A 25,310-nucleotide genomic window follows, 5' to 3' on the forward strand; every position below is an offset into this window, starting at 1 on the left:
TTCGCATGGAACATTATTTAAGTTTATTTATTAAAACAATTTTCATCGAGAACATCGCATTAAGTTTCTTTTTAGGTATGTGTACCTTCCTTGCGGTATCGAAGAAAGTGAGTACAGCGATTGGTCTTGGTGTTGCGGTAGTTGTGGTTTTGGGTATTGCTGTTCCGGCTAACCAAATCATTTATCAAAGCATTTTGGCGCCCGGCGCCCTAGACAGCTTAATGGGCGTAACTGACCCTGCTGAATCAATTGATTTAAGCTTCTTGTCATTTATTACGTTCATTGGTGTGATTGCAGCTCTAGTACAAATCCTTGAAATGGTATTAGACAAATACTTCCCAGCCCTTTATCAGGCGCTTGGTATTTTCTTACCATTGATCACTGTAAACTGTGCTATTTTCGGTGCCGTATCTTTTATGGTTGCGAAAAACCTTACCCTAGGTGAGAGTGTCGTTTACGGTATCGGTTCAGGTATTGGTTGGGCCCTTGCACTTGTGTTGCTAGCAGGTATTCGTGAGAAGATGAAATATTCTGACATACCAGATGGCTTGAAAGGTTTAGGTATTACGTTTATTACCGCAGGATTGATGGCATTTGGCTTTCTATCTTTCGGTGGTATCTCGTTATAAGGTTAACGCAGGCAGAGCCTAGCTCTGCCTCAGAAGTACAAAGGAAAAGTCGATGGAATTAATTCTCGGCGTAACAATGTTTACGTTAATTGTACTGGTTTTGGTATTGGTGATTTTATTTGCCAAGTCTAAATTAGTATCAGACGGCGACATTACAATTGCGATTAATAACGACCCAGATAAAACCGTGGTGACTCAAGCTGGTGGAAAACTGCTTGGTGCATTAGCAGACCAAGGTATCTTTATCCCATCAGCATGTGGCGGTGGTGGTACTTGTGGCCAATGTCGTGTTCATGTTCATTCTGGTGGTGGCGATATTCTACCAACAGAAATGGGGCACATCACTAAGCGTGAAGCTAAAGAAGGCTGTCGTTTATCGTGTCAGGTTGCTGTTAAGCAAGACATGGAAATTGAAGTTGAAGATGAAATCTTCGGTGTTCAGCAGTGGGAATGTGAAGTTATCTCTAACGATAACAAAGCAACTTTCATTAAAGAACTTAAATTGAAGATCCCTAACGGCGAGTCTGTACCTTTCCGTGCTGGTGGTTACATTCAAATTGAAGCGCCTGCGCACCATGTTAAATACTCTGACTTTGATATTGCTCCAGAGTATCGTGCTGACTGGGAACGTTTTGGTTTCTTTGATGTTGAGTCTAAAGTTGATACAGACACATTACGTGCTTACTCAATGGCTAACTACCCAGAAGAAGAAGGCATTATTATGCTGAATGTGCGTATCGCGACACCACCTCCAGGTAAGTTACATTTACCAGCTGGTAAAATGTCTTCGTACATCTTCAGCCTTAAGCCAGGCGATAAGGTAACGATTTCAGGTCCATTTGGTGAGTTCTTCGCCAAAGATACTGACAATGAAATGGTATTTATCGGTGGTGGTGCAGGTATGGCACCAATGCGTTCTCATATCTTTGACCAACTTAAGCGTCTTAAGACCAAGCGTAAGATGAGTTTTTGGTACGGTGCACGTTCACTTCGTGAAATGTTCTACGAAGATGATTACAACATGTTAGCGGCTGAAAACGATAATTTTGAATGGCATGTTGCGCTTTCAGATCCACAACCAGAAGATAACTGGGATGGCTTAACAGGTTTTATTCATAATGTACTTTATGAACAGTACCTTAAAGATCATGAAGCACCAGAAGACTGTGAATACTACATGTGTGGGCCCCCAATGATGAACGCTGCCGTTATTGGCATGCTTAAAGATTTGGGTGTTGAAGACGAAAACATCTTATTGGATGACTTTGGTGGTTAATCACTGATCGTCTAATACTTAAAAATGCCAGCGTTTGCTGGCATTTTTGTTTTTAATTAATCCAAATTCCGTGCCATTTCACGGTCAATCTAGTTTATAATCCACCTTAACATTTGCTTAATCCATCATAACTATGCGAAACACTTATTCTATTGGCACGTTTTTATTGTCTGCCATCTTGCTGTTAACGGCTTGCTCAGAGCCTGCACCCCAAGCCATACCTGATAAAGAACAATTGGAGCTTTCAGGGTTAACCATGGGGCCAATTGTTTATACGGTAAAATTAATTGGGCATAAAGAGCGTGTCGAAAAGTTACAATTGGCACAAAAAGTCGATGACTTATTGGTAAAAATCAATGCACAAATGTCGACGTATGATCCGAATTCTGAATTGTCAAAATTTAATCAGTATCAAGGACTAGAGAGTCGCAAGGTATCCCTTGAACTCAATCAGGTATTAACCGAGTCGATTCGTCTAGGGCAATTAACGCAAGGGGCGCTTGATGTCACGGTAGGGCCTTTGGTTAATTTATGGAGCTTCGGGCCAGAAAAACGACCAGAGCAAGTGCCATCCCCAGAGCTTATAAGTCAAACCAAAGCCAATATTGGTATTGATTCAATAGAGTTGGCACAAGGTCATTTGTCAAAACGTAAGCCAACGATTTACATTGACTTATCTGCAATCGCTAAAGGGTTTGCCGTAGATAAAGTTGCTGACTTGTTAGAACAACATGGTATTTATGATTATCTTGTTGATATTGGTGGTGAATTAAGAATCAACGGTAAAAAGACTGACGGCACTGATTGGCGCATAGCGGTGGAAAAACCTATTGCTGGTGTTCGAGGGGTGCAACAGGTTATAATACCGGGCAATAATGCAGTGGCAACATCTGGCGATTATCGAAATTACTTTGAGGAAAACGGGGTACGTTATTCTCACACCATAAATCCCAAAACCGGATGGCCAATTAATCATCGTTTGGTATCGGTAACCGTTGTTCATCCATCGGCTATGACGGCTGATGGACTGGCGACTGCAATCGAGGTCATGGGACCCGAGAAGGGGCTAGCGTTTGCACAAGCGAATGCCTTTGCGGTGTATTTGATCAGCAAAACCGACGACGGTTTTGATTTTGCCGCAACCGAACAATTTAACCAGTATTTGGCAAATTAGCACTGAGCTTGCCAGTTAAGAGATTATAGATGTCGATTTTTATTTTAACATTTGCGTTTTTTATTCTTGTTTTTATCGCTATGGGGATAGGCTATTTGGTCCAGCAAAAAACATTGGCTGGCAGCTGTGGTGGTCTTAGCAGTATGGGGATAGAAAAGGCCTGTGATTGTGATAACCCTTGCGAAAAACGCCTAGAGCGAGAGCGCAAGGCTAAACTTAGCGAACATTCAATTGATGTTAAAAATATCTAATTGTTTACCTGTAGATCTAAAAAAAAGCTTAATCGTCGATTAAGCTTTTTTTATCGTTGGGATTTATGTTAAACCCTAAAACATCCATTACTCAGAGGTATAAATATTTGCTACTTTTTTTGAGTATTTCTTCAAACCGATCCCTCGCCTAATTTTTTCTGCGCCATATATCCCATGTAAAGCCCCAAGAAAGACAAAACAGAGCAGGTAAATTTCTTTAAAGGCGCCGACAAAAGTGCTAATGACCAGTCCCAATAATATATAAAACATTACTGACATCAACACGATTCGTAACCAACACCATACTTTGTAAGAAGACTGAAAATTCATAAGCCAAAATTCTAGTTACTGTATTGGTTATAATAATAAGCTTAAATTTTATCTTTATTTATACGTATTAGTTATATAAAGGGCCGAATGGTTGTTAACGTTTTATGAATATTGAAAACTGAGATACAGCTGGTTAGTTATGTGAACTTTGCGACCAAGTGCAGATTATCGTGGCCTGAAAACACCAACGTATCGTCATTTGTATGTTCCAAACCAATTTTAGTTGGTAAGTGGCAAGGACGTTTAAAACAAAATTTCGCAAGCTTCGCGTTAATATTTTTATCAATTAGGCACTTGTGTACTAAATACATGCCATGAATAATTGCCTTCTTCTGGCCAAACAATTTTGCTAACCGATCATCGATATGAATAGGATTGAAATCCTTGCTAACCTTGGCATAAGCCCTGGCTTGTTGGTGGTTAATGCTTATTTTGGGCGTTGTATTAAACAACGTATGATGGCTTGTTTTTGTCGATTTTTTTAATTTGTTCTTATCCGGCTTTAAGAATATATTCTCATTAATCAAACACACACAGCCATTTTGAGTAAAGGTGAGTGTTGTTTGATATTGTAGCCCTTTGATGCTCATTGAAGGTGTGAATTTAAGGTGTAATTGGAAAGGTTTGCAATAGTTGATAGCTTGCGCTTGGCTAAAACTTGCTTCTAAATGCACCAAACCAATAGGCGATACACTAAACCGACGATCTGCAAATCCGCGAATTATCGCGCTAAAGCCGGCAATAAAAGCGAAGCTTATTGGTAAACAGTGCTGTTCAGATAAATTAAATAGGGTTCTAAATTGATTAATTTGTGCAGTCTCTAAGCCCTTGTGATTAACCCTAAATTCAAAGGCCGAGGCGTTTTCGGGGCGGTTCGTCTTGGTCAGTAAACGCAGTATTGAAAGCATATTTAAGTTGATTTATCCATTGCCAACAAGCTCACTTATCACCTGTAGGCTGATTAATTCCATGTTTGTCTATCATAGGGCTGTAGGGGCTTAAATCAATCTTTTATTTTTTCTCTGTAAGAAAAACCACTTTCGATTAATAAACAACCCCTTACGCTTTAATTCCCTATTAATGAATTATTTGGGCGTGTATCAATGTGAGTTAGCTGAAGAAAATACTTTAACTGGTTTTATATACAGTGTTTATTTATAATACCAAAGAGTTGGTTTTAGAATGATAAGAGGTGCCATGGTGTTAGTTGAATCTTTGTTTAGTTTAATCGCTTTCATGGTTTAGCTCACTAGGTAAAGGCGAGACTATCCTGATGAGAAAAATCGTACATGTTGATATGGATGCTTTTTACGTTTCGGTCGAAATTCGAGACAACCCCAAGCTAGCCAATAAACCTGTCGCGGTGGGCGGTAAGTCTCGACAGCGAGGGGTGCTTTCAACTTGTAATTATATAGCACGACAATTTGGTGTGAGCTCAGCCATGCCAACCTCTATGGCGTTAAAAAAGTGCCCTGAATTGATTGTAGTACCTGGTCGAATGGCGGTTTATAAAGAAGTAAGCCAAACCATCCGTGGTATTTTTCAACGATACACCAACATTATTGAGCCATTGTCATTAGACGAGGCGTATTTGGATGTAACCGACTGTCCCTTACATAATGGTTCTGCCACGTTAATTGCAAAAGAGATCAGGGCTGAAATTTATAAGGCCACCGGTTTAACCGCTTCCGCAGGAATTGCACCGCTCAAGTTTATTGCCAAGGTCGCTTCAGACCTTAATAAGCCTAATGGACAGTGCACTATAGCCCCAAAGGATGTGTTTGCGTTTTTAGAAAACTTATCACTTAGAAAAATTCCTGGTGTGGGTAAAGTGACATCCGAAAAGTTGAAACAGCTTGGCTTTGACACCTGTGGTGATATACGTCAATCAAATGAGGCTTACCTTGTTGAAAAATTTGGCAAATTTGGCCGGGTGCTTTGGCACCGATGTCATGGTATTGATGAACGAGATGTTGAAGTTACTCGGGTGAGAAAGTCCGTAGGCGTTGAGCGCACCTTTGAAATTAATGTAAATGAGCTCAAAGATATGGAAGTGGTGATAACACAAAAGCTATTACCCGAGCTTGAAAGGCGAGCGTTGCCTTATTTGGCAAACCGAAAAATGAACAAGCTAGGGGTTAAAGTAAAATTTCAAGATTTTGTGCAAACGACCAAAGAACAAGCCTGTCAGGACATTAATCTTGAACGTATATTACATTTACTCAAAGAAGCCGTAGCAAGGGGGCATGGTAAACCCGTACGGTTAATTGGTATCCATATTGGTTTAGCGGACGATTGCCAACAACAAAGACAGTTAGGTTTAGATTTTTAGTTTATCTTGATAACTTTTTATTCACTTTCAATACAAGTAATTAGCCTTAGGTTTAGACATTTATTACAATTCGTTTTATCCTAGCTAGCGAAAATAGCAATGGAAGTTAATTATAATGAAAAAACTGTTTATTTCTTCGCTGGCTTTGATGTTAACTGCATGTATGAATGATGCATCTACATCTGATAACAAGCCACAAGTTGAAGCTACCGAACAAGTAGCACAATCACTTATTTACCCTGTTACCCGTAAAGACGAAACCGTTGATACCTACTTTGGGCAAAAGGTTGCCGATCCTTACCGTTGGTTAGAGGATGACTTAAGTGCTGAGACCGCCGAGTGGGTAAAAGCTGAAAATAAAGTCACTTTTGGGTATCTTGATCAAATTGCTTATCGCAACAAGGTTAAGAGCAAACTTGAACAAATGTGGAACTTTGAGAAGGTAGGGGCTCCGTTTGAAGAAGGTGGGGTTGAGTATTACTACAAAAACGATGGCTTACAAAACCAATACGTTCTTTATCGTAAAAATGAAGACGGTGAAGACACGGTATTTTTAGATCCTAACAAATTCAGTGAAGATGGTACCACTTCCCTTGGGGGCTTGAGCTTCTCTAAAGATGGCTCATTAGCAGCATATTCTGTTTCTGAAGGTGGCAGTGATTGGCGCAAAGTGTACTTCATTGAAACAGCAACGGGTAAAAAGCTCGATGACATGCTGGTGGATGTAAAATTCTCGGGTTTGTCATGGTACAAAAATGAAGGTATTTACTATTCAAGCTACGATAAACCTAAAGGCAGTGAATTATCGGCCAAAACGGATCAACATAAGCTTTACTACCACAAGCTAGGTCAAGCACAAAGCCAAGATTCTTTAGTATTTGGCGGTACGGACGAGCAAAAACGTCGTTACATTAGTGGTTATGTTAGCGATGATGCTAATTACTTGTTTATTTCAGGGGCGAATTCTACCTCAGGTAATGATTTGTACATGCTTGATTTGAGCAAGCCTAATAGCAAGCTTGTCACCTTAGTTGATAATATGGACTCAGATAGCTATGTGTTGCATACCATCGATAGCAAGCTATATATTGTGACGAACCTTGATGCACCAAACCAACGTGTGGTAACCGTTGATGCATCAGCGCCACAAAGTGATAATTGGCAAGACTTTATTGCAACGACTGAAAACGTATTATCACCGTCTGTCGGAGGTGGTTATATTTTTGCTAACTACATGGTGGATGCCGTTTCTAAAGTATTCCAATATAACTTAGATGGTAAACTCTTACGCGAGGTCACATTACCAGGTGTAGGTACCGCAAGTGCGATGTCGGGCAAAGATGAACAAACCACTTTGTATTATTCATTTAGTAACTACAGTACCCCGTCAACAATTTACAGCTACGATCTGAAATCTGGTGAATCGTCTGTTTATATGCCATCAAAAGCCAAATTTGATGCCAATAAGTACGAATCTAAGCAAGTTTTTTACACTTCTAAAGACGGTACCCGTGTACCGATGATCATCACGCATAAAAAAGGTCTTGAACTTAATGGCCAAAACCCAACCATTTTATACGGCTACGGTGGCTTTAATGTCAGCTTAACGCCGCGTTTCTCAGTGGCGAATGCCGTATGGATGGAACTTGGTGGAGTTTATGCGGTACCAAACCTACGTGGTGGTGGTGAATACGGTAAAGCATGGCATGACGCTGGTACTCAATTACAAAAACAAAACGTTTTTGATGACTTTATCGCAGCAGCAGAGTACTTAATTGAGAAAAACTACACCTCAAGTGACTACTTAGCTATTCGTGGTGGCTCAAACGGTGGCTTATTAGTGGGTGCGGTTATGACCCAACGTCCAGACTTAATGCAAGTTGCGCTACCAGCGGTTGGGGTTTTAGACATGTTACGTTACCACACCTTTACCGCAGGCGCGGGTTGGGCGTACGACTACGGCACAGCGGATCAAAGTGAAGAAATGTTTAAGTACTTGCTTGGTTACTCACCGGTTCATAATGTTAAACAAGGCGTCGAGTACCCAGCAACCATGGTAACCACAGGTGATCATGATGATCGCGTTGTACCCGCGCACTCCTTTAAGTTTGCCGCCGAGCTGCAAGCGAAACAAGCGGGTAATAATCCTGTGCTTATTCGAATTGAAACCAACGCAGGTCACGGTGCCGGTACACCGGTTTCTAAGACCATTGAACAATACGCCGATATCTTTAGTTTTACCTTATACAACATGGGCGTAAAAGCGCTTTAATCAGCTTTAACGCTTGTTTGTATGAGCTAGCTATGGCTTACGCTATACAAGCTATATGAAAAAGCCCCCAGTTTTTGGCAACGCCATAACTGGGGGTTTTTGTCTTTAAAAGCAATGGTTAGTGAATATTTTTGCCAAGTTTTTAATGACCTAGTGGCGCAGATTTCGCAGCGTCAGCAGGTTGGCTAATTAATTTAGACTGGTAGAAATACTCTGTTTGTTCTTGTAAAAATCCTGAGGATATAGCGATTAAGCCCACAAGCGTTAGTACAATGGTATAAGGCAAAGCCATATACACCATGCGACCATAAGATAATCTGATCAAAGGGGCTAGGGCCGATGTTAGGAGAAACAAAAAGGCCGCTTGCCCATTTGGTGTGGCGACAGAGGGTAAATTGGTACCTGTATTGATAGCAACAGCCAACATATCAAACTGAGCTTTGCTGATCTCACCTGCGAGTAAAGCATTTTTAACCTCAGTGATATATATAGTACCGACAAAGACATTGTCACTGACCATAGACAATAGCCCATTGGCTAAATAAAACATCACCATTTGTAAATCACCATCATAGGTTAGAACCCATTGGATAACCGGTGAGAACAAGGCTTGGTCAATAATCACAGCAACCACCGAGAAAAACACCGCCAGTAGAGCGGTAAAGGGCAAAGCTTCTTTAAAAGCGTAACCAATTTGATGCTCAGTAATAATACCGGTAAACGAGGTGGCAAAAATAATAACCGTTAACCCCACCAAACCAACTTCCGCAAGGTGAAAGGCCAACGCGATAATCAACCATATAGCGATAACCCCTTGAACAACGAGATTGATTTTTTCATTAAGGCTACGATTTTGAGATTGCTCTTGCTCAAAGGCCAATAAAATACCACGCACACTCTCAGGCAGTTCTACGCCATAGCTAAATAGCTTTAATTTCTCCACCCCGTAGCAGGTAAGAAGGCCAAAAAATAAAACCGGTACGGTAACAGGCGACATCCTAATAGCGAATTCGATAAAATCCCAACCGGCTTGATGGCCAATAATCAAGTTTTGTGGCTCTCCAACTATGGTCATCACGCCACCTAGCGCACTACCGACCCCAGCGTGCATGAGAAGGTTGCGTAAAAAACCACGGAACTCGTCTAAGTCATTTCGCGATAGTGGCGCAAGCGCTTCATCATTGGTATTGTCATAGTTGCTATTGGCCTGTTGACCAGAAGCCACCTTATGGTAGACGCTGTAAAACCCGACTGAAACCGAGATAATAACGGCGATAACCGTGAGCGCGTCTAAAAAAGCCGATAAAAAGGCACTGACCATACAAAAGAGCAGTGAAACGACAATTTTAGATCTGACATTGGTGATTATTTTGGTAAATAAAAACAGCAGTAAGTTTTTCATAAAGTAGATACCGGCAACCATAAACATCAACAGTAGCAACACTTGAATATTGACGGTAATTTCATGAAAGACATGCTCAGCCGATGTCATGCCAATGGCAACCGCTTCAATGGCTAATAAGCCACCTGGCTGTAATGGATAGCACCTTAACGCCATGGCTAAGGTAAAAATAAACTCAATAATTAAGGCCCAGCCAGCAACATAAGGTGAAACAAGAAAAAACAATATTGGGTTTATTAGCAAGAAACTAATGATCGTAATCTTGTACCAGCTCGGGGCTTGCCCTAAAAAATTTGCAAATAATGCTTTTAATAATGATTGAGGCATGTTCATTCTTCTGTTTTATGTAAAGTATAAAATAAATACCAAATTAAACACCTACAAAAATGGTCTGTAGGTGTTTTATATCAACAAATTTAGGCAATCTCTTTGGTGAGTCCATCATTGCTAAGTGTTTGAATATGATAGCCAAATACTGGGCGCAAGGCTTTCATAATATCTACTCTTGAAATAACCCCAACCAACTTACCTTGGTCAACAACGGGTAAATTATGCGGCTTATTGGTGCGGATTTTTTTCGCTCTTTGTTCTAACGGCAACGTAATCATTTGTGTCGCCATAGCAAAATCTGTAGTTGGGTAAAGCTGCTCTTTGTCGATACACATAAATTCCAATACTTGTTCGAGTGTATCTTGTGCATTAACCGTCACAATGTCAGTGTTCATTAAATCGGCTACTCTTAGGTTGGCATCGGCTTGATAGTCTTTACACCATAGATTAACCAAAATGTCATGAGTTGATAGGAATCCAACTAAATTATGTTCTCGGTCGCAAACAGGAGCACTAGAGCTATTCGCATTAAGTAGAGTATCTAGGGCTGCAGAAATATGTGTTTCAGCGCTAAATACGATAGGTTGAGATTGCATGATATCTCTAACTAGGGTTACATTGTTCATTAAATATTCCTTATTCTGTGGGTCTAAATTCACAGAAGTCTTTATTAAATTGTTTATCGTTGTTGGTGTTGATTTGAGGTATATCGCCCAGTTAGATAAGCCAACCAAAACTGCACCACCAAAAATGTTGCCAAGGGTTACGGGGATAAGGTTTGCCGTAACAAAATTAAATAGAGTGAGGTCACTGTAGAGGTGTTTTGACACCCCAAGTTGAGCCCAAAATGTGTTGGGAGCAAATTGCTCAATGATGATACCTAATGGCACCAAAAACATATTTGCAATGCAGTGTTCAAATCCCGTGCTAACAAAAAGTGCCACTGGTAAAATCATCACAGCCACTTTGGTTAGGGCGTTGCTGGTACAAAAGGTTAACCAGATTGCCAAACAAACCATTAGATTACACAATACGCCCAAACTGAATGCCTGTAGCGGGCTGTGATGCAATTTATGCTGAGCGATATTGAGCGTATTTAACCCCCAAAGTCCGCCGTCTAATTGATAGAGGGCGGCACCCGACACCAAAATAAGTAACAGACTTGCCCCAATAAAATTACCCAAGTAAACCTTAGCCCAAATGCCAAGCATTGTTCGTACGCTCATTTGTTTATTGGCCACAGCAATGATCGACAATACCGAGCTTGTAAAAAGCTCTCCGCCACAGAGCACAACAAAAATCAAACCACTGCTAAACACTAAACCGCCAACCAAGCGGTTACTGCCCCAGTTATTCGGATTGTTGCCGGTTGTGACCGTGATATAAAAAATAAACGCAAGGCCAATAAAAACCCCAGCCATAATGGACAAGGCAAGTAATGTGCTAGTCGACTTTTGACTTTTACTTACCGCATAATGCGCTGCCTTGTCCATCATTTGAGCGGGTGTTATATACGGCTCATTGAATGCTTTACTCATCAGTTGTTTTCCAAATATTTACCATTTTCATTCAATACTTTCTTAAAGCGACATACAGTCAGCTCTCGACTGCTGGCATAGAATAAGGAATGAACTAATAAAAAGTAAAATTGATAGTTTTTAATGTAGGTATCAGTTTATTTGATATTGATTGCGGGAGATTTAGCGTCTAAAACGCAGGCTGTACTAGAATAAAATGAGTATTTTAAATGGTTTGGATGACATATGAGATTTACATTAAAGCAACTAGCGGTTTTTGATGCGGTTGCCGACAGTGGCAGTGTTAGTATGGCTGCGGATAAACTGGCATTAACCCAATCGGCTACCAGTATGGCGCTGTCGCAATTAGAAAAATTACTGGGACGACCTTTATTTGTCCGTCAAGGCAAGCAAATGGCCTTAACAACTTGGGGTAATTGGTTGAGACCTAAAGCAAAAAATTTACTACAGGATGCCCAACAAATCGATATGGGCTTTTTTGAACAGCACCTATTAAGCGGTGAACTAACCCTAGGTGCGAGCCAAACACCAGCAGAACATTTATTGCCAGAGCTTATTAGTATTATTGATAATGATTTTCCAGAAATACGGATTAGTTTCAAAGTTCAAAGTACGCAAAATGTGATCAAAGGCTTACTCGACTTTAAATACGATATGGGCATTATTGAGGGACGATGTGACGATAATCGAATTTTTCAAGAAGTTTGGTGTAAAGATCACCTAACCGTAGTTTGTGCCACTCATCACCCGTACGCTAAACGAGAAAAAATCAGCTTAGCCCAATTAGAGCAAGCGAAATGGGTGTTGCGTGAACCTGGCTCAGGCACCCGTTCTATCTTTGATAGTTCAATTAGTCCTTTTATATCAGACCTAGATGTTTGGCGAGAATACGATCATGTGCCCGTGATCCGAACCATGGTCGCTAATGGTCTGTACTTAAGCTGTTTACCTTTTTTAGACGTTGAAAAGTTCATTGCGGCGGGCCAATTAATTGCCTTAAATGTAGCGGAATTAAAGATGGAACGAACGTTATCGTTTATTTGGCGAGTCGATAGCAGCGAAAACCCATTACTTGACTGTATCAAACGAGAAGGTAAGCGAATGATGAGAGGTAAACCCTCGATTTATTAACTTATTATTACTATCAATAAAATTGATGATAAAACATACTCTAGCAAGGTAGGGTGGTTTAAGCATCATATTTTGGCTTTTGTCATATTTTACGTCATATTAACAACGTTAATTTTAAAAAAGGGATCAAAATGAAAAGCATGATAAAAATATTGGCAAGTCTTAGCGCTTGTCTCGCACTTTGTACTCAAGCGGTCGCGGATGATAGATTTGCTAATGTTGAAATAAAAGCACAAGCTGTGTCTGGCGATGTTTATATGTTAACCGGCTCGGGAGGAAATATTGGGGTGCTAGCTACCGATTCGGGTTTATTGTTAGTGGACGATCAATTTGCCCCCCTTGCAACAAAAATTGAAAACGCGATGCAAGCAATCAAGTCGGTGCCATTAAAATATATTGTTAATACCCACTATCATGGTGATCACACAGGCAGCAATGCCCACTTTGGCAAACATGCCCCTATTTTTGCGCATAAAAATGTACGCACGCGGGTAAAAAATGATAACAAACAATCTGAGCAAGCCTTACCGGTTGTTACCTATGACGATGGGGTGACCATTTACTTAGGTAATGAAGAAATTCAAATTATGCATTTACCTAAGAGCCACACAGACGGTGATTCCGTGGTGTACTTTAAACAAAGTAATGTGTTGCATATGGGCGATTTGTTTTTTCAAGGCCGTTTTCCGTTTATTGACTTAAAAGGCGGTGGCACAGTAAAAGGCTACTTAGACAGTATTAAACGCATTAGCAAACGCTTTCCAAATGACGTTAAAATCATTCCAGGACATGGCGACTTAAGCGATATGCAAGGGGTGCAAAAGGTGATTGAAATGATTGAATACTCTATTGCTGTGGTAGAGCAAGGCCGAAAAGATGGCAAAAGCGATGAGCAAATTCTGACCATGGGCTTAGGCGATAAATACAAAGACTGGAGTTGGAATTTTATTAACGAAGAGCGTTGGCTTAAAACTTTGTTATCTGGCTTATAAGCCTTAAATCCTTAACCTTAAAACCAAGGCCATGCCTTGGTTTTTTAGTTTTCATTATTTTCAAAATGAGTAATTTTTTAATTGAAAAGATATTGTTATTAATGGTTTACTGAGACTGTTAGGCTTAACTTAAAGAATTTGACGTACGTATTAATAGTTAAGTACTTAAAGACCGCTGGTTGGTTAAATTCATCACCGCCAATACAACCTTTATTGGTCTGTTGGCGTCTGATATCTTATTGCTTGAATTATAAAAAGAACGGTAAAAGATAAGATGCTCACTACCATGGAAAACCCGTCAACATTATTAGTCGTTGATGATCTTTTAACGTCGAAAGAATTTTACATTAAGGCTTTAGGCGCAAACTTAGAAGAAGAGCATGATGACGGTATAAAGTTGAAAGTTGCAGAGCATGTTTTATTGATGTTTCAGGGCTCTATGACAGCAGTGGATTATGAGCATGGTTATCATGCCTGTTCTACCTTGGTTTTTACTGTTGATAATTTGGATGAAAAAATCGACGAGTTGAAATCATATGGCGTTGAATTTATTCATTCATCGCCCAATCAAAACCGATGGGGGCGTTACGCCGCATTTAAAGCCCCTTGCGGTATAGTCCATGAATTGATGGAATATAGTTCGCCCTTTAAAACAAAGGCATAGGGATATTTTGATCAAGATAAGCAAAACATGTTTCGCCTTATGATTGATTTTGACCTTTAATGTTTTGGCTTCCCTTGAAGATGAAATTAATCATCTTCTTAGCTACGTTAACACTATAGATTGTCTTTATGAGCACAATGGCACATTGCACAAGGGGGCAGAAGCTAAACAACATATTATGAAAAGTACGAATACTTTTTGATGAAATAACAACCGCAGAAGAGTTTATTTTCGCTAGTAAAAGTAAGATATTAGGCAAACACGATAAAATCCTCTGTCTTAAGCAACAGCCGGTAAATCGTCAAAATTGGCTACAGACAGAATTAAAACGCTATAGCATAAATCATATATAAAGAATTTGTTCGCCTTAGCAATAGCACCACAGATAACGAAGGACGTTTGAATGTTATGGATATAAAAAGAAATTTAAAACCCGGTATACTTTTGTTCACCTTAGGGGTTCTAGGCATTGTCTCGTTAATGCCTGTAATAGCGCAATTAATTTCGCTTCAATCCGAGCCACTGCCAATGCCACTTATCGCCATTCAATTGATTTCCACTGTGCAATCGTCCGTATTACTGCTCATTATGCTGGTGCTTGGTTTTATATTTTCCCAAAAGGTTGATTTAAAAGCTCCGGTTATTTTTGCTTTCGTTGAGTCTAAAAACGTACTGAGTGCATTAAAGCCTCAACTTAAGCCCTCAATTATTGGCGGGGTAGCAGGAGGCGTATTGATTTTATTGTTTTATGCTCTGATGCATCCTTACCTTCCGGCTGAATTTTTAAGCTCTGCAGAGCAGTTGGTTTTGCCTTGGTATAGTAAATTATTATATGGCGGGATCACCGAAGAGTTGCTTTTGCGCTGGGGTTTAATGTCGTTTATTGTGTGGCTTTCGTATCGATTTACGCAACCAAAAGGCGCTGATATAGGCACTCATAACTATGTCTTAGCGATTATTCTGTCAGCCCTTATCTTTGGTATAGCGCACTTGCCGGTGGCCTTTGCGCTATCTTCTGAGATAACCGTTCCTCTGATTAGTTACATTATTTTAGGTAATGCGGGTTTTGGGTTTATTGCAGGCTTTTTGTTTTGGAAAAAAGGCTTAGAGTGCGCCATATTGGCCCACATGGTTGCGCATCTCACCATGATAATGGCAACGGTACTGATGTAACAATATTATAATTAGCTTGGCCTTTTAGGTTAAGCACATGATGAAAAATAGGATTAGAAAATAGATGCCACATTTTGTTATTGATTGCTCCGACAGTGTTCTTGAACACTACGATGAAGATTTTATTATTGAGCAAATGCACTTGGTCGCAACCGCAACGTCGTTGTTTCGTGAAAATGATATTAAGGTTAGGTTAAACCCGTTTAAAAAATATTCTGTTGGTAATAAACGAGAAGATTTTATTCATGTTTTTAGCTATATCATGCAGGGAAGGACTGCTGAGCAAAAAGCAAACTTGTCAAAACAGATTGTCAGTAAGTTAGTGGCTTTGTTTCCTAACATGGCCAATATTGCGATCAATGTTAGTGAGTTTGAAAAGGCGACATACTGCAATCGCAGCATGTTATAACCGACAGTTCAAAAGTTGGTGCTAAGATGGATTTATTTTTCGCAAATATCGTTTGTTTATCATATTTTATCGGGTTTATAACCTTTGTTGAGAAACAAAATATAGTGTCTGCTCAAGAAAATGTGGTTAAAGCATTTTTCGTTGTTGCCTGCGTACTTTTCTCTTGGTGTGCTTTAAGTTTCTTTTTTGTTCTTTTTATAGGTTGGTTTTTACCGGTTCTTTACCCTAAGGTCTTCTTATATAAGGCGATGTTATTATCTTTGTTTTTATTTATATATTGGCCCTATAAAATGGGTAAAGCGCAATTAAATCATATCAAAGCGAATAAACGCCGATATACTTTGTAGATAGCATTGAACTAGGTCTCGATATGTTTATAGCCATATACGAATTTGAAATTAAACCCGGTAGTGAACTTAAGTTTAGACAAGCATGGCTTAGCCTCACTAAATTGATTTACCAGCAATGTGGTAGCTTGGGCTCTCGCCTTCATTACTCAGATAAGAGTCATGTGATGGTGGGGTATGCGCAGTGGCCAAGTGAAGCACAATGGGCAAAAGATCACAATGTCAGTGATCGGCTTTTTGAGCTTGCTCGTCAACAAATGGGGGAATGTTTGGTGCAATCAAAGGTCGTCTATCAACTTGAGGTTAGTGACGATTATTTACAGACCACACCGGCAGCTCTTGGTGAGCTTTGAGGCTAGTTAAACAATGCAAGCGAGGGTGAGAATTGAAGAAAATAACCCGCTATATCTTGATGATTTTATCCACCTAAACGAACAGTGGATTTCAAAGTACTTTAAATTAGAAGCGATTGATCGTGAACTTGCTAAAAACCCTGATCAAATAATCGATAAGGGGGGTTATATATTTACCCTTTTATCTGATCATAAAGTGCTGGGTGTGTGTGCTTTATTTTATCAAGGGAGTGGGGTGTTTGAGCTTGCTCGGATGGCGGTGTCACCCGAGTATCAGGGCAAGGGGTATGGGCAGATGTTAATCGATGCTTGTCTTGCCAAGTTAGCTCAAATTGAAGTTAATAGGCTGTACCTTGTATCGAATACCAAGCTCAAGTCCGCTATGGCACTTTATAGTAAAAACCAGTTTAAGACCGTCTCGTTAGGACAGCACCCTGTATATCAACGAGCAGATATTGTGATGGAATATCAAGGCTTAAAATAACAGAGGGTGCGGTAAATAGACTTACCGCACGGATCTGTGATGCTATCGAATAAATTCAATCAGCTCGTGGATGGTTTTAACTGGGATGATTTTTGCCCCTAAGCCTTCCATCGACTTGTGATAATTTCTATACGGAATAAAAATTTGCTCAAAGCCGTGTTGTGCCGCTTCTTTTACTCTAGGGACACCACTGTCTATTGGGCGTACATCACCATTTAAACTAAGTTCGCCCATGATACATGCGGTCCGAGGAATGACGAATTCGTTTAAGCTACTCAGTAATGCCGATACCAAAGCCAAATCGATACACGTTTCAGACTCATCAATTTTTAAACCACCAACAATATTAAAAAACGTATCATGATAAATTTTGGTTTTGGTGTGTTTACGCAAAATCCCTGTTAACATTTTTATCCGGTTCATGTTTAACCCCACACAAACCCGCTGTGGAAACTCGGCTTCGGTTTCAGTGGTTAAACACTGAATTTCCAGTAAAAGGTTGCGGTTACCTTTACGTATACAGGTAATAGTAGAACCGGGTGATTCGGTGGTCGAGCCCGATAAAAAGATTTCACTGGGGTTATCGACACTTATCATCCCGCGCTCAGTCATTTTAAAAATACCGACGGTGTCGATATCTCCAAAACGGTTTTTATTGGCGCGTAAGGTTCTAACCTGACCGTCATTGGTGTCGATATGCAATAAGGCATCAACAATATGCACTAACGTTTGAGGGCCGGCGATTTCATTGTTTTTATTAACATGCGCAATGATGAACATGGTGACATCGTTTTGTTTGCAGTATTGGGTTAAGGCTTGGGCAGCGCTTTTTACCTGTGATGGTGAACCCGGGCTACCATTGGCGCGATCTGTGACAACCGCTTGAATCGAGTCAATGACCGCAAACTTAATTTTATGCGTTTCGAGCTCTTCAATAATGGCCTCTACACTGGTTTCTGAAAGCAAGTACAGGGCATCTTCATCGTAATCAAGTTTTAATCGTTGTACCCGGTTTTTAAACTGCGATAACGACTCCTCCGCCGTACAGTATAAAGAGGCACGTAGTTTTGACATTCTGGCAATCAGATCAGAGAGCAACGTGGTTTTGCCCGCACCAGGATCGCCCGAGATTATATTGACGGAGCCTCTGGTCACTCCTCCACAAAGTACTCGGTCAAGCTCGCCAATACCGGTCGGGCTTTTTTCCGCTTCAATGGCTTCTACTTGATTAATTTTTTTTGAGCCTCCCCCAACGGCACCGGCATAACCGGTTGCGGTGGACGTTGCATTGGTGCGCTTAGTTTTTGCAGGGGATAGCTTCATTTCAGCTAAGGTGTTCCACGCACCGCAATCGCATTGCCCTTTCCAGCGGGCATAATCGGCACCACAGTCACTGCAGACGAAAGCTACTTTTGTTTTTGACATATGTATACTTAATATTAAATCTAATCGTGGTTAATTACAGTGAAGTCACTTTGATAAGTGCCTTTAAAAGTTACTTTAACCAGTGTAATAAGACATCTAAACCACTAAAATTAATGGCACTCGTTGCTTTTTGTTGGACAATTGGCTTGGCTTTATACGCGACGCCTAAATTAGCGACCGACATCATGGTCAAATCGTTAGCGCCATCGCCCATGGCCACCGTTTGACGTTTATCAAACTGATATTGTTGCTGTAATTTGACTAAGGTTTGTGCTTTAACGTTCGCGTCGGTAATATCACCTATGACTTTGCCGGTCAGCTTACCGTCAACTATGTCAAGCTGGTTTGCTTGGGTAGCGTCCAAGTTTAATTTATCCGCTAATATTTGCGTAAAGTAGGTGAAACCGCCTGAGGCAACGGCTACTTTCCACTGTTTTTGGTGCAGCGCTTTTACGATATCTTCCAATCCAGGCATTAATGGCAAGCTATCACCTACTTTGGCTAAGATTGACTCACAGGCGCCGGTTAATGCGTTCACTCTGGCTGTTAAACTTTCGGCAAAGTCGAGTTTGCCTTGCATGGCGAGTTCGGTGACTTCGCTTACCTGTTCGCCGACACCTGCTAGGGTGGCGATTTCATCTATACATTCAATCTCAATCGCCGTTGAGTCCATATCCATAACCAAAAGGCCGGGCTCTGATAGGCTTGGTGCATTTTGTAATAACGCGATTTCGTGTTGCCATTGCAACGCTAATTCATTTACAGCTTTATTAAGCCCTGCTATGTTGTCGGTGACTGTCGGTAAGGCAAATCGTAAACTGGTTTTTCCAAGACGTTCATTTATCGCCATTAAGATCATTGAGGGGCAATTTATTAAGTGACTCAACTGACAGAGTTGTTTTAAAGTCAGATGATTAAAAACAACCAATTCAACCGTATCGTTTACCTTATCTGTGATAGGGGTGAGCATTAATTCATCGGCATCAATGGCCACGCTCACAGGTTGAGATAAGGTTGTATTAAAAAATTGACTTAATGGTGCTTGCTGGTTTTCATTTGACAGAGCAATAGAAGAGAGAAACAAACTTTCATCCTTTATTAAATGAGTAGTGCCTTTTGCGCGAACCTGATACAGACACGAACAGAGCAAGGTAAGTCGCGAATTCAGCGTCGGCAAAACAGTTAGAGTCTAAAAAAGTGATTCTATAATCTCAAATAACCCTCTATAGTGTATATAGATTTTGTAGGATTTTTTTATATAAATGACTAAAAAAGAAAATTATCAACTTATTAAATCTCCGCTCACCAAGTTATTTCAAGTTGGGGGAGGGGTCATTCTGTTATTGTTGATGCTTAATGTATCTTTAATGAACATCAACTCTGGTGAAAAAACAATAGAACAGCATTTTGATAAAATCGGTAAAAGTATCATTGTGCAGGCGGTTAACAGCAGCAAGGTGTTTTTAGAACTAGACGATAAATCACAATTGTCGAAGTTTATGCAATCGTTGGCGGAGTCTGATGCGGTGCTAGAAGCCATTTTATATGATGCGCAAGGGCAGGTGGTTGCCCACTCACAAGGTTTTAGAGTGATAAAAGAGCTTTATGGGATTGAAGAAGGCAGTATCAATCGAGCTGCCAACGACATTACCATTATCGAAGAGATCCGCACCGAAGAATTGCAAGGTTATTTGCGATTAAATTTAGCTCGAGACCACTTTGTGGATGATTTACATCAACAACTCGACCGACAATCAGAGCTTATGCGAATTATTTTAATTGCAGCCATTACCACAGGCTTTTTGTTAACCCGAGGCTTTAGTCGGTTATCACGTCAGGGAACTCGGTTCGTCAAACGAAAATAAACCATTTAAGTTGGCTTCAATTTGCCGAGCAATGAGCTCTTTTGGCTCGGCTCTTAAAGTGGCTAATTGTTCAAACACCCTAATCAGTTGCATTGGTGAATTGTCTTTGCCTTGAAAGCCATATAGTGGCATAGCAGGCGCATCGGTTTCTAAGACCAAAGATTCTAGGGGTAATTTGACCACCGTTTGTCGAGTGGTTTTTGCTCTGGGGTAGGTAATCGTGCCCCCAATACCTAATTTAAAGCCTAAATCAAGATACCCTTTAGCTTGTTGCATATTGCCAGAAAACGCGTGAATAATACCACCTTGTTGTGAGTTTATGCGTTTAAGGATGGGTAAAATAAGGTGGTGGCTTTTGCGATGATGGACAATAACCGGTAATTGATATTGCTTGGCTAATTCGAGCTGATGTTCAAAGAATAAGGTTTGCTTGGCTATATCGTTAATGGCTCCATCAATCCCAATCTCGCCCACCGCAATCAGCTTATCTTGTTGAATATGTTGCTCTAAAATCTGCAAATCAGCGGTTGTGGCTTTATCTATCCACCAAGGGTGTAAGCCTAATGCCGGGTAAAGATGGTGGTATTGTTGACATAAGGTCAAAACTCTAGGCCAACGTTTGGATGTGATCCCTGGAATAATAATACGAGAGATGCCCGCATCGAGACACTGTTGTATAAGGGCCTCTTTATTATGTGAGAATTCTTTAAAATCTAAATGGCAATGGCTATCAGTAAATTGCATAGGTCTAATTTAGCATAGTTAAAGGCAGTAGCAAAAGACAGGGTTATAAGTCTTTTGCTAAAAGGCAGAAGTTAAACGCGGGGGAGGGCGCTAATCTTTGTCTTTTAGGAAATCGAGAGTATAAAACGCGAAGAATAAAATGGTAAAAACAAGCGCTACTAACAACGCAATACCTTGGGTTGGCGACGAATGGGAAAAGTCATCAAAAAACCAACCATAGTAGATGGCAGTAATAGTGATGAAGAAAAACATGATAGTAAATAAGAGAATTTTAGCCAGAAGTCCCTGCTTCATATAACAATCCGTGTTACCTGTGTTGGTTAAAAAATATCTTGAAGGTTCGAGTTTAAGATCAAGACATCATTAAATTATCTCCTTAGTCTAACGCGCTGGTCATAAAACAATCAAGAGTAATTTTCCATTTGTTACAAAACAGTTTCGCAGCAATAATTAAACGGCCATTAACAATAAAAAAGCCAATGGCAGTCCATTGGCTTTTGGTTGTTAAATTGAGTTATTTAACGGTATTTAATGTGGTGGCGCTTACATGCGCTCCATCACTTCAATCCCCAGCAAATCTAAGCCCGTAGCTAAAGTTTTGCCAATTAACTGACACAATTGTAGGCGAGACAGTTTTACTTGCTCGTCGATGCCATCTTTTAAAATTGGGCAGGCTTCATAAAAGCTCATGTACAAGCTTGCTAATTCGTATAAGTAGTTACACAGAAGGTTTGGTGTACACTCACTGATCACCGCATTTAATACTTCTTCAAATTGTAATAACTTAACCGCAAGCGCTTTCTCTTGAGGAGCATCGATATGAATCGCTTGTGCTGTAGCGGATAGGTCGATGTTGGCTTTTTTGAAAATACTTTGGATTCGCGTGTAAGCGTATTGTAAATAAGGTGCTGTAGCGCCTTCAAAGCTTAACATCGTTTGCCAATTAAAGATGTAGTCACTGGTGCGGTTTTTCGATAAATCGGCAAATTTAACGGCGCCAATACCCACCTTACGAGCAATTTCTTTACGTTCTTGTTCAGAAAAGTCGGCGATTTTTTCAGCCATAAGCTGTTCTGCTCGGCTAATCGCTTCATCAAGTAACTCGGCTAATTTAACCGTACCACCCGTACGTGTTTTAAATGGCTTTCCATCATCACCCATCATCATCCCAAATGGACAATGATCATAGGCGGTGTGCTCAGGTAAGAAGCCTGCTTTGCGAGCGGTAATTTCAACTTGTTTAAAGTGTAATGACTGACGGGCATCGGTGAAAATAATGATGCGATCAGCATTTAATTCATTAACACGGTAACGACAAGCGGCTAAATCTGTGGTTGCATACAAATAACCACCCCCAGATTTTTGCACGATAAACACCGATGGCTCACCATCTTTATTGGCCATTTCATCAAGAAAGACAACTTTGGCACCTTGATCTTCTACCGCAATATGTTGCGCCATTAAATCGTCAATAACATTACCTAGATCGGGGTTGTAAGCACTTTCACCCATAATGTCTTTGCGCGCTAGGGTCACGTTTAGTTTTTCGTATATTTCTTCAGAATGGTGAATTGAAATATCAATAAACTGTTGCCATAAAGCCAAACACTCAGGATCACCACTTTGCAGTTTAACTACATAGTTGCGAGCTCGATCCGCAAAACCGTCTTCATTGTCAAATCTAACTTTCGCTTCACGATAAAAGTTCTCTAAATCGGCCAGCGCCGTTTCAGCTACTTCGTTGCTGGCTAACTTGTCACTTAAATGAGCCAATAACATACCAAATTGAGTACCCCAATCACCCATATGGTTTTGGCGAATAACGTTTTCACCACGAAACTCTAAGGCACGAACGACAGCGTCACCAATAATGGTTGAGCGAAGGTGCCCTACGTGCATTTCTTTGGCAAGGTTGGGAGCAGAGTAGTCTACAACCACATTTTTGGGTGTGCTTGAACGCGAAACATTTAAATATGGATCGGTGTTTGCACAGCCAAGTTGAGAAGACAACCAAGCTTTGTCTAGGTGTATGTTAATAAAACCAGGACCTGCGAGTTCAACTTTTTCAGCGATGTCAGACAAATCTAAGTTGTCGACCACTTTTTGCGCCAACTCACGAGGGTTAGTTTTAAGCTTTTTCGCAGCACCCATAACACCATTTGCTTGGTAATCACCAAACTGAGGACGGTTTGAGGCATTAACCGCAGGGTTTGTATCTTCGGGTAAGCCCGATGCGATCATGGCCGCTTTTACTTTTTCATTTAATAATTGACGAATGTTCATATTGGTCCGATCTAGTTCATTACATTGTTAGTGTTCGCGTGTTTTGTGGAACACGATCTCTGGGTGACGCTCTTGAGTCAGATTTAAATTCACCATTGTTGGCGCAATATAGGTTAGGTTATCACCACCATCAAGCGCCAAGTTGTCGTATGCTTTCTTTTCAAATTGATTCAGCTTGCGCGCATCATCACAACTTACCCAACGAGCTGTAGCAACGGCAATAGGTTCGTATAAAGCATCAACGTTATATTCTGTTTTTAATCGGTGCACCACAACTTCAAATTGTAGAACACCAACGGCGCCAACAATCATGTCATTGTTCGCCAGAGGGCGAAATACCTGAACCGCCCCTTCTTCAGATAGTTGGATCAGACCTTTTTGTAATTGCTTGGCTTTTAATGGATCGCGTAAACGAATACGACGAAACATTTCAGGGGCAAAATTTGGAATACCACTAAATTTCATTTCTTCACCGGCCGTGAAGGTGTCACCTATTTGAATCGACCCGTGGTTATGTAAACCAATAATGTCACCCGCATAAGCTTCTTCAACATTTGAGCGATCGCCGGCCATAAAGGTTACTGCATCGGCAATTTTTACATCTTTACCAATTCGAACCTGTCGCATTTTCATGCCTTTGGTGTACTTGCCTGAACAAATACGCATAAAGGCGATACGGTCACGGTGCTTTGGATCCATGTTAGCCTGAATTTTAAAGACAAAGCCTGAAAACTTTTCTTCTTCGGCTTTTACTTCTCGGGTATCGGTTTGTCTTGGTTGTGGTTTAGGCGCCCATTGCGTTAAACCATCAAGCATGTGATCGACACCAAAGTTGCCCAATGCAGTACCAAAGTAAACAGGGGTAAGTTTACCGGATAAAAATTCTTCTAGGTCAAATTCATGACACGCGCCTAAAACCAGTTCGAGCTCATCACGCAAATCTTCAGCGTAATTACCAATGGCGTTATCAAGCTCTGGGTTGTCTAACCCTTTTACGACCACTTTTTCTTGGATCGTATGACCTTGGCCAGTTTTGTATAAAATGGTCTCATCGGTAAGTAAATTGTATACACCTTTAAACTCTTTACCCATGCCAATCGGCCAAGTAATTGGTGCGCACTTAATTTTTAGCACGCTTTCTACTTCGTCCATGACTTCAATGGGATCGCGTACGTCACGGTCCATTTTGTTCATAAAGGTAATAATAGGCGTGTCACGTAAACGGGTAACTTCCATAAGTTTAATGGTTCGATCCTCAACACCTTTGGCGGTATCGATAACCATTAAACATGAGTCTACCGCGGTCAAAGTACGGTAAGTGTCTTCAGAGAAATCTTCGTGACCAGGGGTATCTAGCAAGTTCACCAAACAATTGGCATATGGAAATTGCATTACCGAGGTAGTTATAGAGATACCACGGTCTTTTTCCATTTCCATCCAGTCAGATTTGGCGTGTTGACCAGATTTTTTACCTTTTACGGTACCGGCTTTTTGTAAGGCTTGACCAAATAGTAAAACTTTTTCGGTAATGGTGGTTTTACCCGCATCCGGGTGAGAAATAATCGCAAACGTTCGGCGTTTGTCGACTTCCTGCTGTTGAATTGTCATGGTTGCTATTGCCCGATGATTGACCGTGTTAAAAGACATACCCTCGTATTATTCGCCAGTCAATTAGGCGACACAGGGTTGCTTGTTAAATACACACATTAAAAAATGCGACATTATAACCAAATTGCAGGCTTTGAGCATCAATTAACCCATGCAATGATGAAATAAATTGATGTTTTGTAACAAAAGTCTGACTTAATGCATGACTTATTATGGGTATGGGTTTAAAAATAACTAAAAATGAAACAAAGTCGAGATGCAGGCCAATTGTTTTAATTGTTTAAGCGCTCATTTGAAC

26 protein-coding genes are annotated in these 25,310 nt (G+C 40.5%); 17 read left to right on the forward strand and 9 right to left on the reverse strand.

Features of this window, described 5'->3' with window-relative positions:
• Nucleotides 1-5 precede the first annotated feature (5 nt).
• From nqrE to nqrM, 4 genes are all read left to right on the forward strand, one after another.
• Nucleotides 6-629 (forward strand): NADH:ubiquinone reductase (Na(+)-transporting) subunit E, encoded by a 624-nt coding sequence (gene nqrE / locus ACAY00_RS05170; protein ID WP_371378181.1) that lies wholly within the window; start codon nt 6-8, stop codon nt 627-629.
• A 52-nt stretch (nt 630-681) separates the two neighbouring features.
• On the forward strand, nt 682-1,905 hold the full coding sequence (gene nqrF / locus ACAY00_RS05175) for an NADH:ubiquinone reductase (Na(+)-transporting) subunit F (RefSeq protein WP_371378184.1): 1,224 nt from the start codon (nt 682-684) through the stop codon (nt 1,903-1,905).
• Between the two features lie 133 nt (nt 1,906-2,038).
• The gene (locus ACAY00_RS05180; protein WP_371378188.1) at nt 2,039-3,079 is read left to right on the forward strand and encodes an FAD:protein FMN transferase; all 1,041 of its coding nucleotides are present in this window, start codon (nt 2,039-2,041) and stop codon (nt 3,077-3,079) included.
• A gap of 29 nt (nt 3,080-3,108) precedes the next feature.
• On the forward strand, nt 3,109-3,330 hold the full coding sequence (gene nqrM / locus ACAY00_RS05185) for a (Na+)-NQR maturation NqrM (RefSeq protein WP_371378191.1): 222 nt from the start codon (nt 3,109-3,111) through the stop codon (nt 3,328-3,330).
• Between the two features lie 467 nt (nt 3,331-3,797).
• Here the strand turns inward: nqrM and ACAY00_RS05190 are convergent, their stop codons facing one another.
• Nucleotides 3,798-4,568, reverse strand: a complete 771-nt coding sequence (locus tag ACAY00_RS05190; protein ID WP_371378194.1) for a MaoC/PaaZ C-terminal domain-containing protein — start codon at nt 4,566-4,568, stop codon at nt 3,798-3,800.
• 365 nt (nt 4,569-4,933) lie between these two features.
• On the opposite strand from ACAY00_RS05190, the gene dinB reads away from it, so the two are divergent.
• Together dinB and ACAY00_RS05200 are read left to right on the forward strand one after the other, a co-directional pair.
• Entirely contained in the window at nt 4,934-5,992 is a 1,059-nt protein-coding gene (dinB, locus tag ACAY00_RS05195) for a DNA polymerase IV (protein ID WP_371378197.1), read from the forward strand.
• A gap of 115 nt (nt 5,993-6,107) precedes the next feature.
• Entirely contained in the window at nt 6,108-8,264 is a 2,157-nt protein-coding gene (locus tag ACAY00_RS05200; protein ID WP_371378200.1) for a prolyl oligopeptidase family protein, read from the forward strand.
• Between the two features lie 142 nt (nt 8,265-8,406).
• Here ACAY00_RS05200 and nhaB read toward each other — a convergent pair whose 3' ends face one another.
• Both nhaB and focA read right to left on the reverse strand, forming a co-directional pair.
• A complete protein-coding gene (nhaB, locus tag ACAY00_RS05205; RefSeq protein WP_371378203.1) occupies nt 8,407-9,993 on the reverse strand; it encodes a sodium/proton antiporter NhaB in 1,587 nt (528 codons plus the stop codon).
• Nucleotides 9,994-10,082: 89 nt separating this feature from the next.
• The gene (focA, locus tag ACAY00_RS05210; RefSeq protein ID WP_371378206.1) at nt 10,083-11,534 is read right to left on the reverse strand and encodes a formate transporter FocA; all 1,452 of its coding nucleotides are present in this window, start codon (nt 11,532-11,534) and stop codon (nt 10,083-10,085) included.
• 225 nt (nt 11,535-11,759) lie between these two features.
• Between focA and ACAY00_RS05215 the strand changes: the two genes are divergently transcribed.
• From ACAY00_RS05215 to ACAY00_RS05260, 10 genes are all read left to right on the forward strand, one after another.
• Complete coding sequence (locus tag ACAY00_RS05215) at nt 11,760-12,665, forward strand: LysR substrate-binding domain-containing protein (protein WP_371378209.1); 906 nt, start codon at nt 11,760-11,762, stop codon at nt 12,663-12,665.
• Nucleotides 12,666-12,796: 131 nt separating this feature from the next.
• The gene (locus ACAY00_RS05220; RefSeq protein ID WP_371378212.1) at nt 12,797-13,657 is read left to right on the forward strand and encodes an MBL fold metallo-hydrolase; all 861 of its coding nucleotides are present in this window, start codon (nt 12,797-12,799) and stop codon (nt 13,655-13,657) included.
• A 286-nt stretch (nt 13,658-13,943) separates the two neighbouring features.
• Complete coding sequence (locus ACAY00_RS05225) at nt 13,944-14,321, forward strand: VOC family protein (protein ID WP_371378215.1); 378 nt, start codon at nt 13,944-13,946, stop codon at nt 14,319-14,321.
• A 64-nt stretch (nt 14,322-14,385) separates the two neighbouring features.
• Complete coding sequence (locus ACAY00_RS05230; protein WP_371379577.1) at nt 14,386-14,523, forward strand: DUF5329 family protein; 138 nt, start codon at nt 14,386-14,388, stop codon at nt 14,521-14,523.
• Nucleotides 14,524-14,569: 46 nt separating this feature from the next.
• Nucleotides 14,570-14,674 carry a hypothetical protein gene (locus ACAY00_RS05235; protein ID WP_371379579.1) on the forward strand — a complete coding sequence of 35 codons (105 nt, stop codon included), beginning with the start codon at nt 14,570-14,572 and terminating at the stop codon, nt 14,672-14,674.
• A 55-nt stretch (nt 14,675-14,729) separates the two neighbouring features.
• Nucleotides 14,730-15,494 (forward strand): CPBP family intramembrane glutamic endopeptidase, encoded by a 765-nt coding sequence (locus tag ACAY00_RS05240; protein ID WP_371378218.1) that lies wholly within the window; start codon nt 14,730-14,732, stop codon nt 15,492-15,494.
• A 64-nt stretch (nt 15,495-15,558) separates the two neighbouring features.
• Complete coding sequence (locus tag ACAY00_RS05245; RefSeq protein ID WP_371378220.1) at nt 15,559-15,903, forward strand: 5-carboxymethyl-2-hydroxymuconate Delta-isomerase; 345 nt, start codon at nt 15,559-15,561, stop codon at nt 15,901-15,903.
• 26 nt (nt 15,904-15,929) lie between these two features.
• The gene (locus ACAY00_RS05250; RefSeq protein WP_371378222.1) at nt 15,930-16,250 is read left to right on the forward strand and encodes a hypothetical protein; all 321 of its coding nucleotides are present in this window, start codon (nt 15,930-15,932) and stop codon (nt 16,248-16,250) included.
• A 23-nt stretch (nt 16,251-16,273) separates the two neighbouring features.
• Nucleotides 16,274-16,603, forward strand: a complete 330-nt coding sequence (locus ACAY00_RS05255; RefSeq protein ID WP_371378225.1) for an antibiotic biosynthesis monooxygenase — start codon at nt 16,274-16,276, stop codon at nt 16,601-16,603.
• A 25-nt stretch (nt 16,604-16,628) separates the two neighbouring features.
• The gene (locus ACAY00_RS05260) at nt 16,629-17,087 is read left to right on the forward strand and encodes a GNAT family N-acetyltransferase (protein WP_371378228.1); all 459 of its coding nucleotides are present in this window, start codon (nt 16,629-16,631) and stop codon (nt 17,085-17,087) included.
• Between the two features lie 42 nt (nt 17,088-17,129).
• Here ACAY00_RS05260 and radA read toward each other — a convergent pair whose 3' ends face one another.
• Together radA and serB are read right to left on the reverse strand one after the other, a co-directional pair.
• Nucleotides 17,130-18,512, reverse strand: coding sequence for a DNA repair protein RadA (radA, locus tag ACAY00_RS05265; protein WP_371378231.1), 1,383 nt, complete (start codon nt 18,510-18,512; stop codon nt 17,130-17,132).
• A gap of 70 nt (nt 18,513-18,582) precedes the next feature.
• Complete coding sequence (serB, locus tag ACAY00_RS05270) at nt 18,583-19,596, reverse strand: phosphoserine phosphatase SerB (RefSeq protein ID WP_371378234.1); 1,014 nt, start codon at nt 19,594-19,596, stop codon at nt 18,583-18,585.
• Between the two features lie 178 nt (nt 19,597-19,774).
• On the opposite strand from serB, the gene ACAY00_RS05275 reads away from it, so the two are divergent.
• Nucleotides 19,775-20,377 carry an AhpA/YtjB family protein gene (locus ACAY00_RS05275; RefSeq protein ID WP_371378237.1) on the forward strand — a complete coding sequence of 201 codons (603 nt, stop codon included), beginning with the start codon at nt 19,775-19,777 and terminating at the stop codon, nt 20,375-20,377.
• Here ACAY00_RS05275 and ACAY00_RS05280 read toward each other — a convergent pair.
• The 4 genes from ACAY00_RS05280 to prfC all read right to left on the reverse strand — a co-directional run bounded on the left by ACAY00_RS05280 (nt 20,342) and on the right by prfC (nt 25,012).
• The gene (locus ACAY00_RS05280) at nt 20,342-21,121 is read right to left on the reverse strand and encodes a TatD family hydrolase (RefSeq protein ID WP_371378240.1); all 780 of its coding nucleotides are present in this window, start codon (nt 21,119-21,121) and stop codon (nt 20,342-20,344) included. The genes ACAY00_RS05275 and ACAY00_RS05280 overlap by 36 nt on opposite strands.
• A gap of 90 nt (nt 21,122-21,211) precedes the next feature.
• The gene (locus ACAY00_RS05285) at nt 21,212-21,415 is read right to left on the reverse strand and encodes a hypothetical protein (protein ID WP_371378243.1); all 204 of its coding nucleotides are present in this window, start codon (nt 21,413-21,415) and stop codon (nt 21,212-21,214) included.
• 249 nt (nt 21,416-21,664) lie between these two features.
• The gene (argS, locus tag ACAY00_RS05290; protein WP_371378246.1) at nt 21,665-23,404 is read right to left on the reverse strand and encodes an arginine--tRNA ligase; all 1,740 of its coding nucleotides are present in this window, start codon (nt 23,402-23,404) and stop codon (nt 21,665-21,667) included.
• Between the two features lie 27 nt (nt 23,405-23,431).
• Nucleotides 23,432-25,012, reverse strand: coding sequence for a peptide chain release factor 3 (prfC, locus tag ACAY00_RS05295; RefSeq protein WP_371378250.1), 1,581 nt, complete (start codon nt 25,010-25,012; stop codon nt 23,432-23,434).
• Nucleotides 25,013-25,310 lie beyond the last annotated feature (298 nt).

Origin of the sequence: Thalassotalea sp. 273M-4 (assembly GCF_041410465.1) — a bacterium.
GTDB classification, from domain to species: domain Bacteria; phylum Pseudomonadota; class Gammaproteobacteria; order Enterobacterales; family Alteromonadaceae; genus Thalassotalea_A; species Thalassotalea_A aquiviva.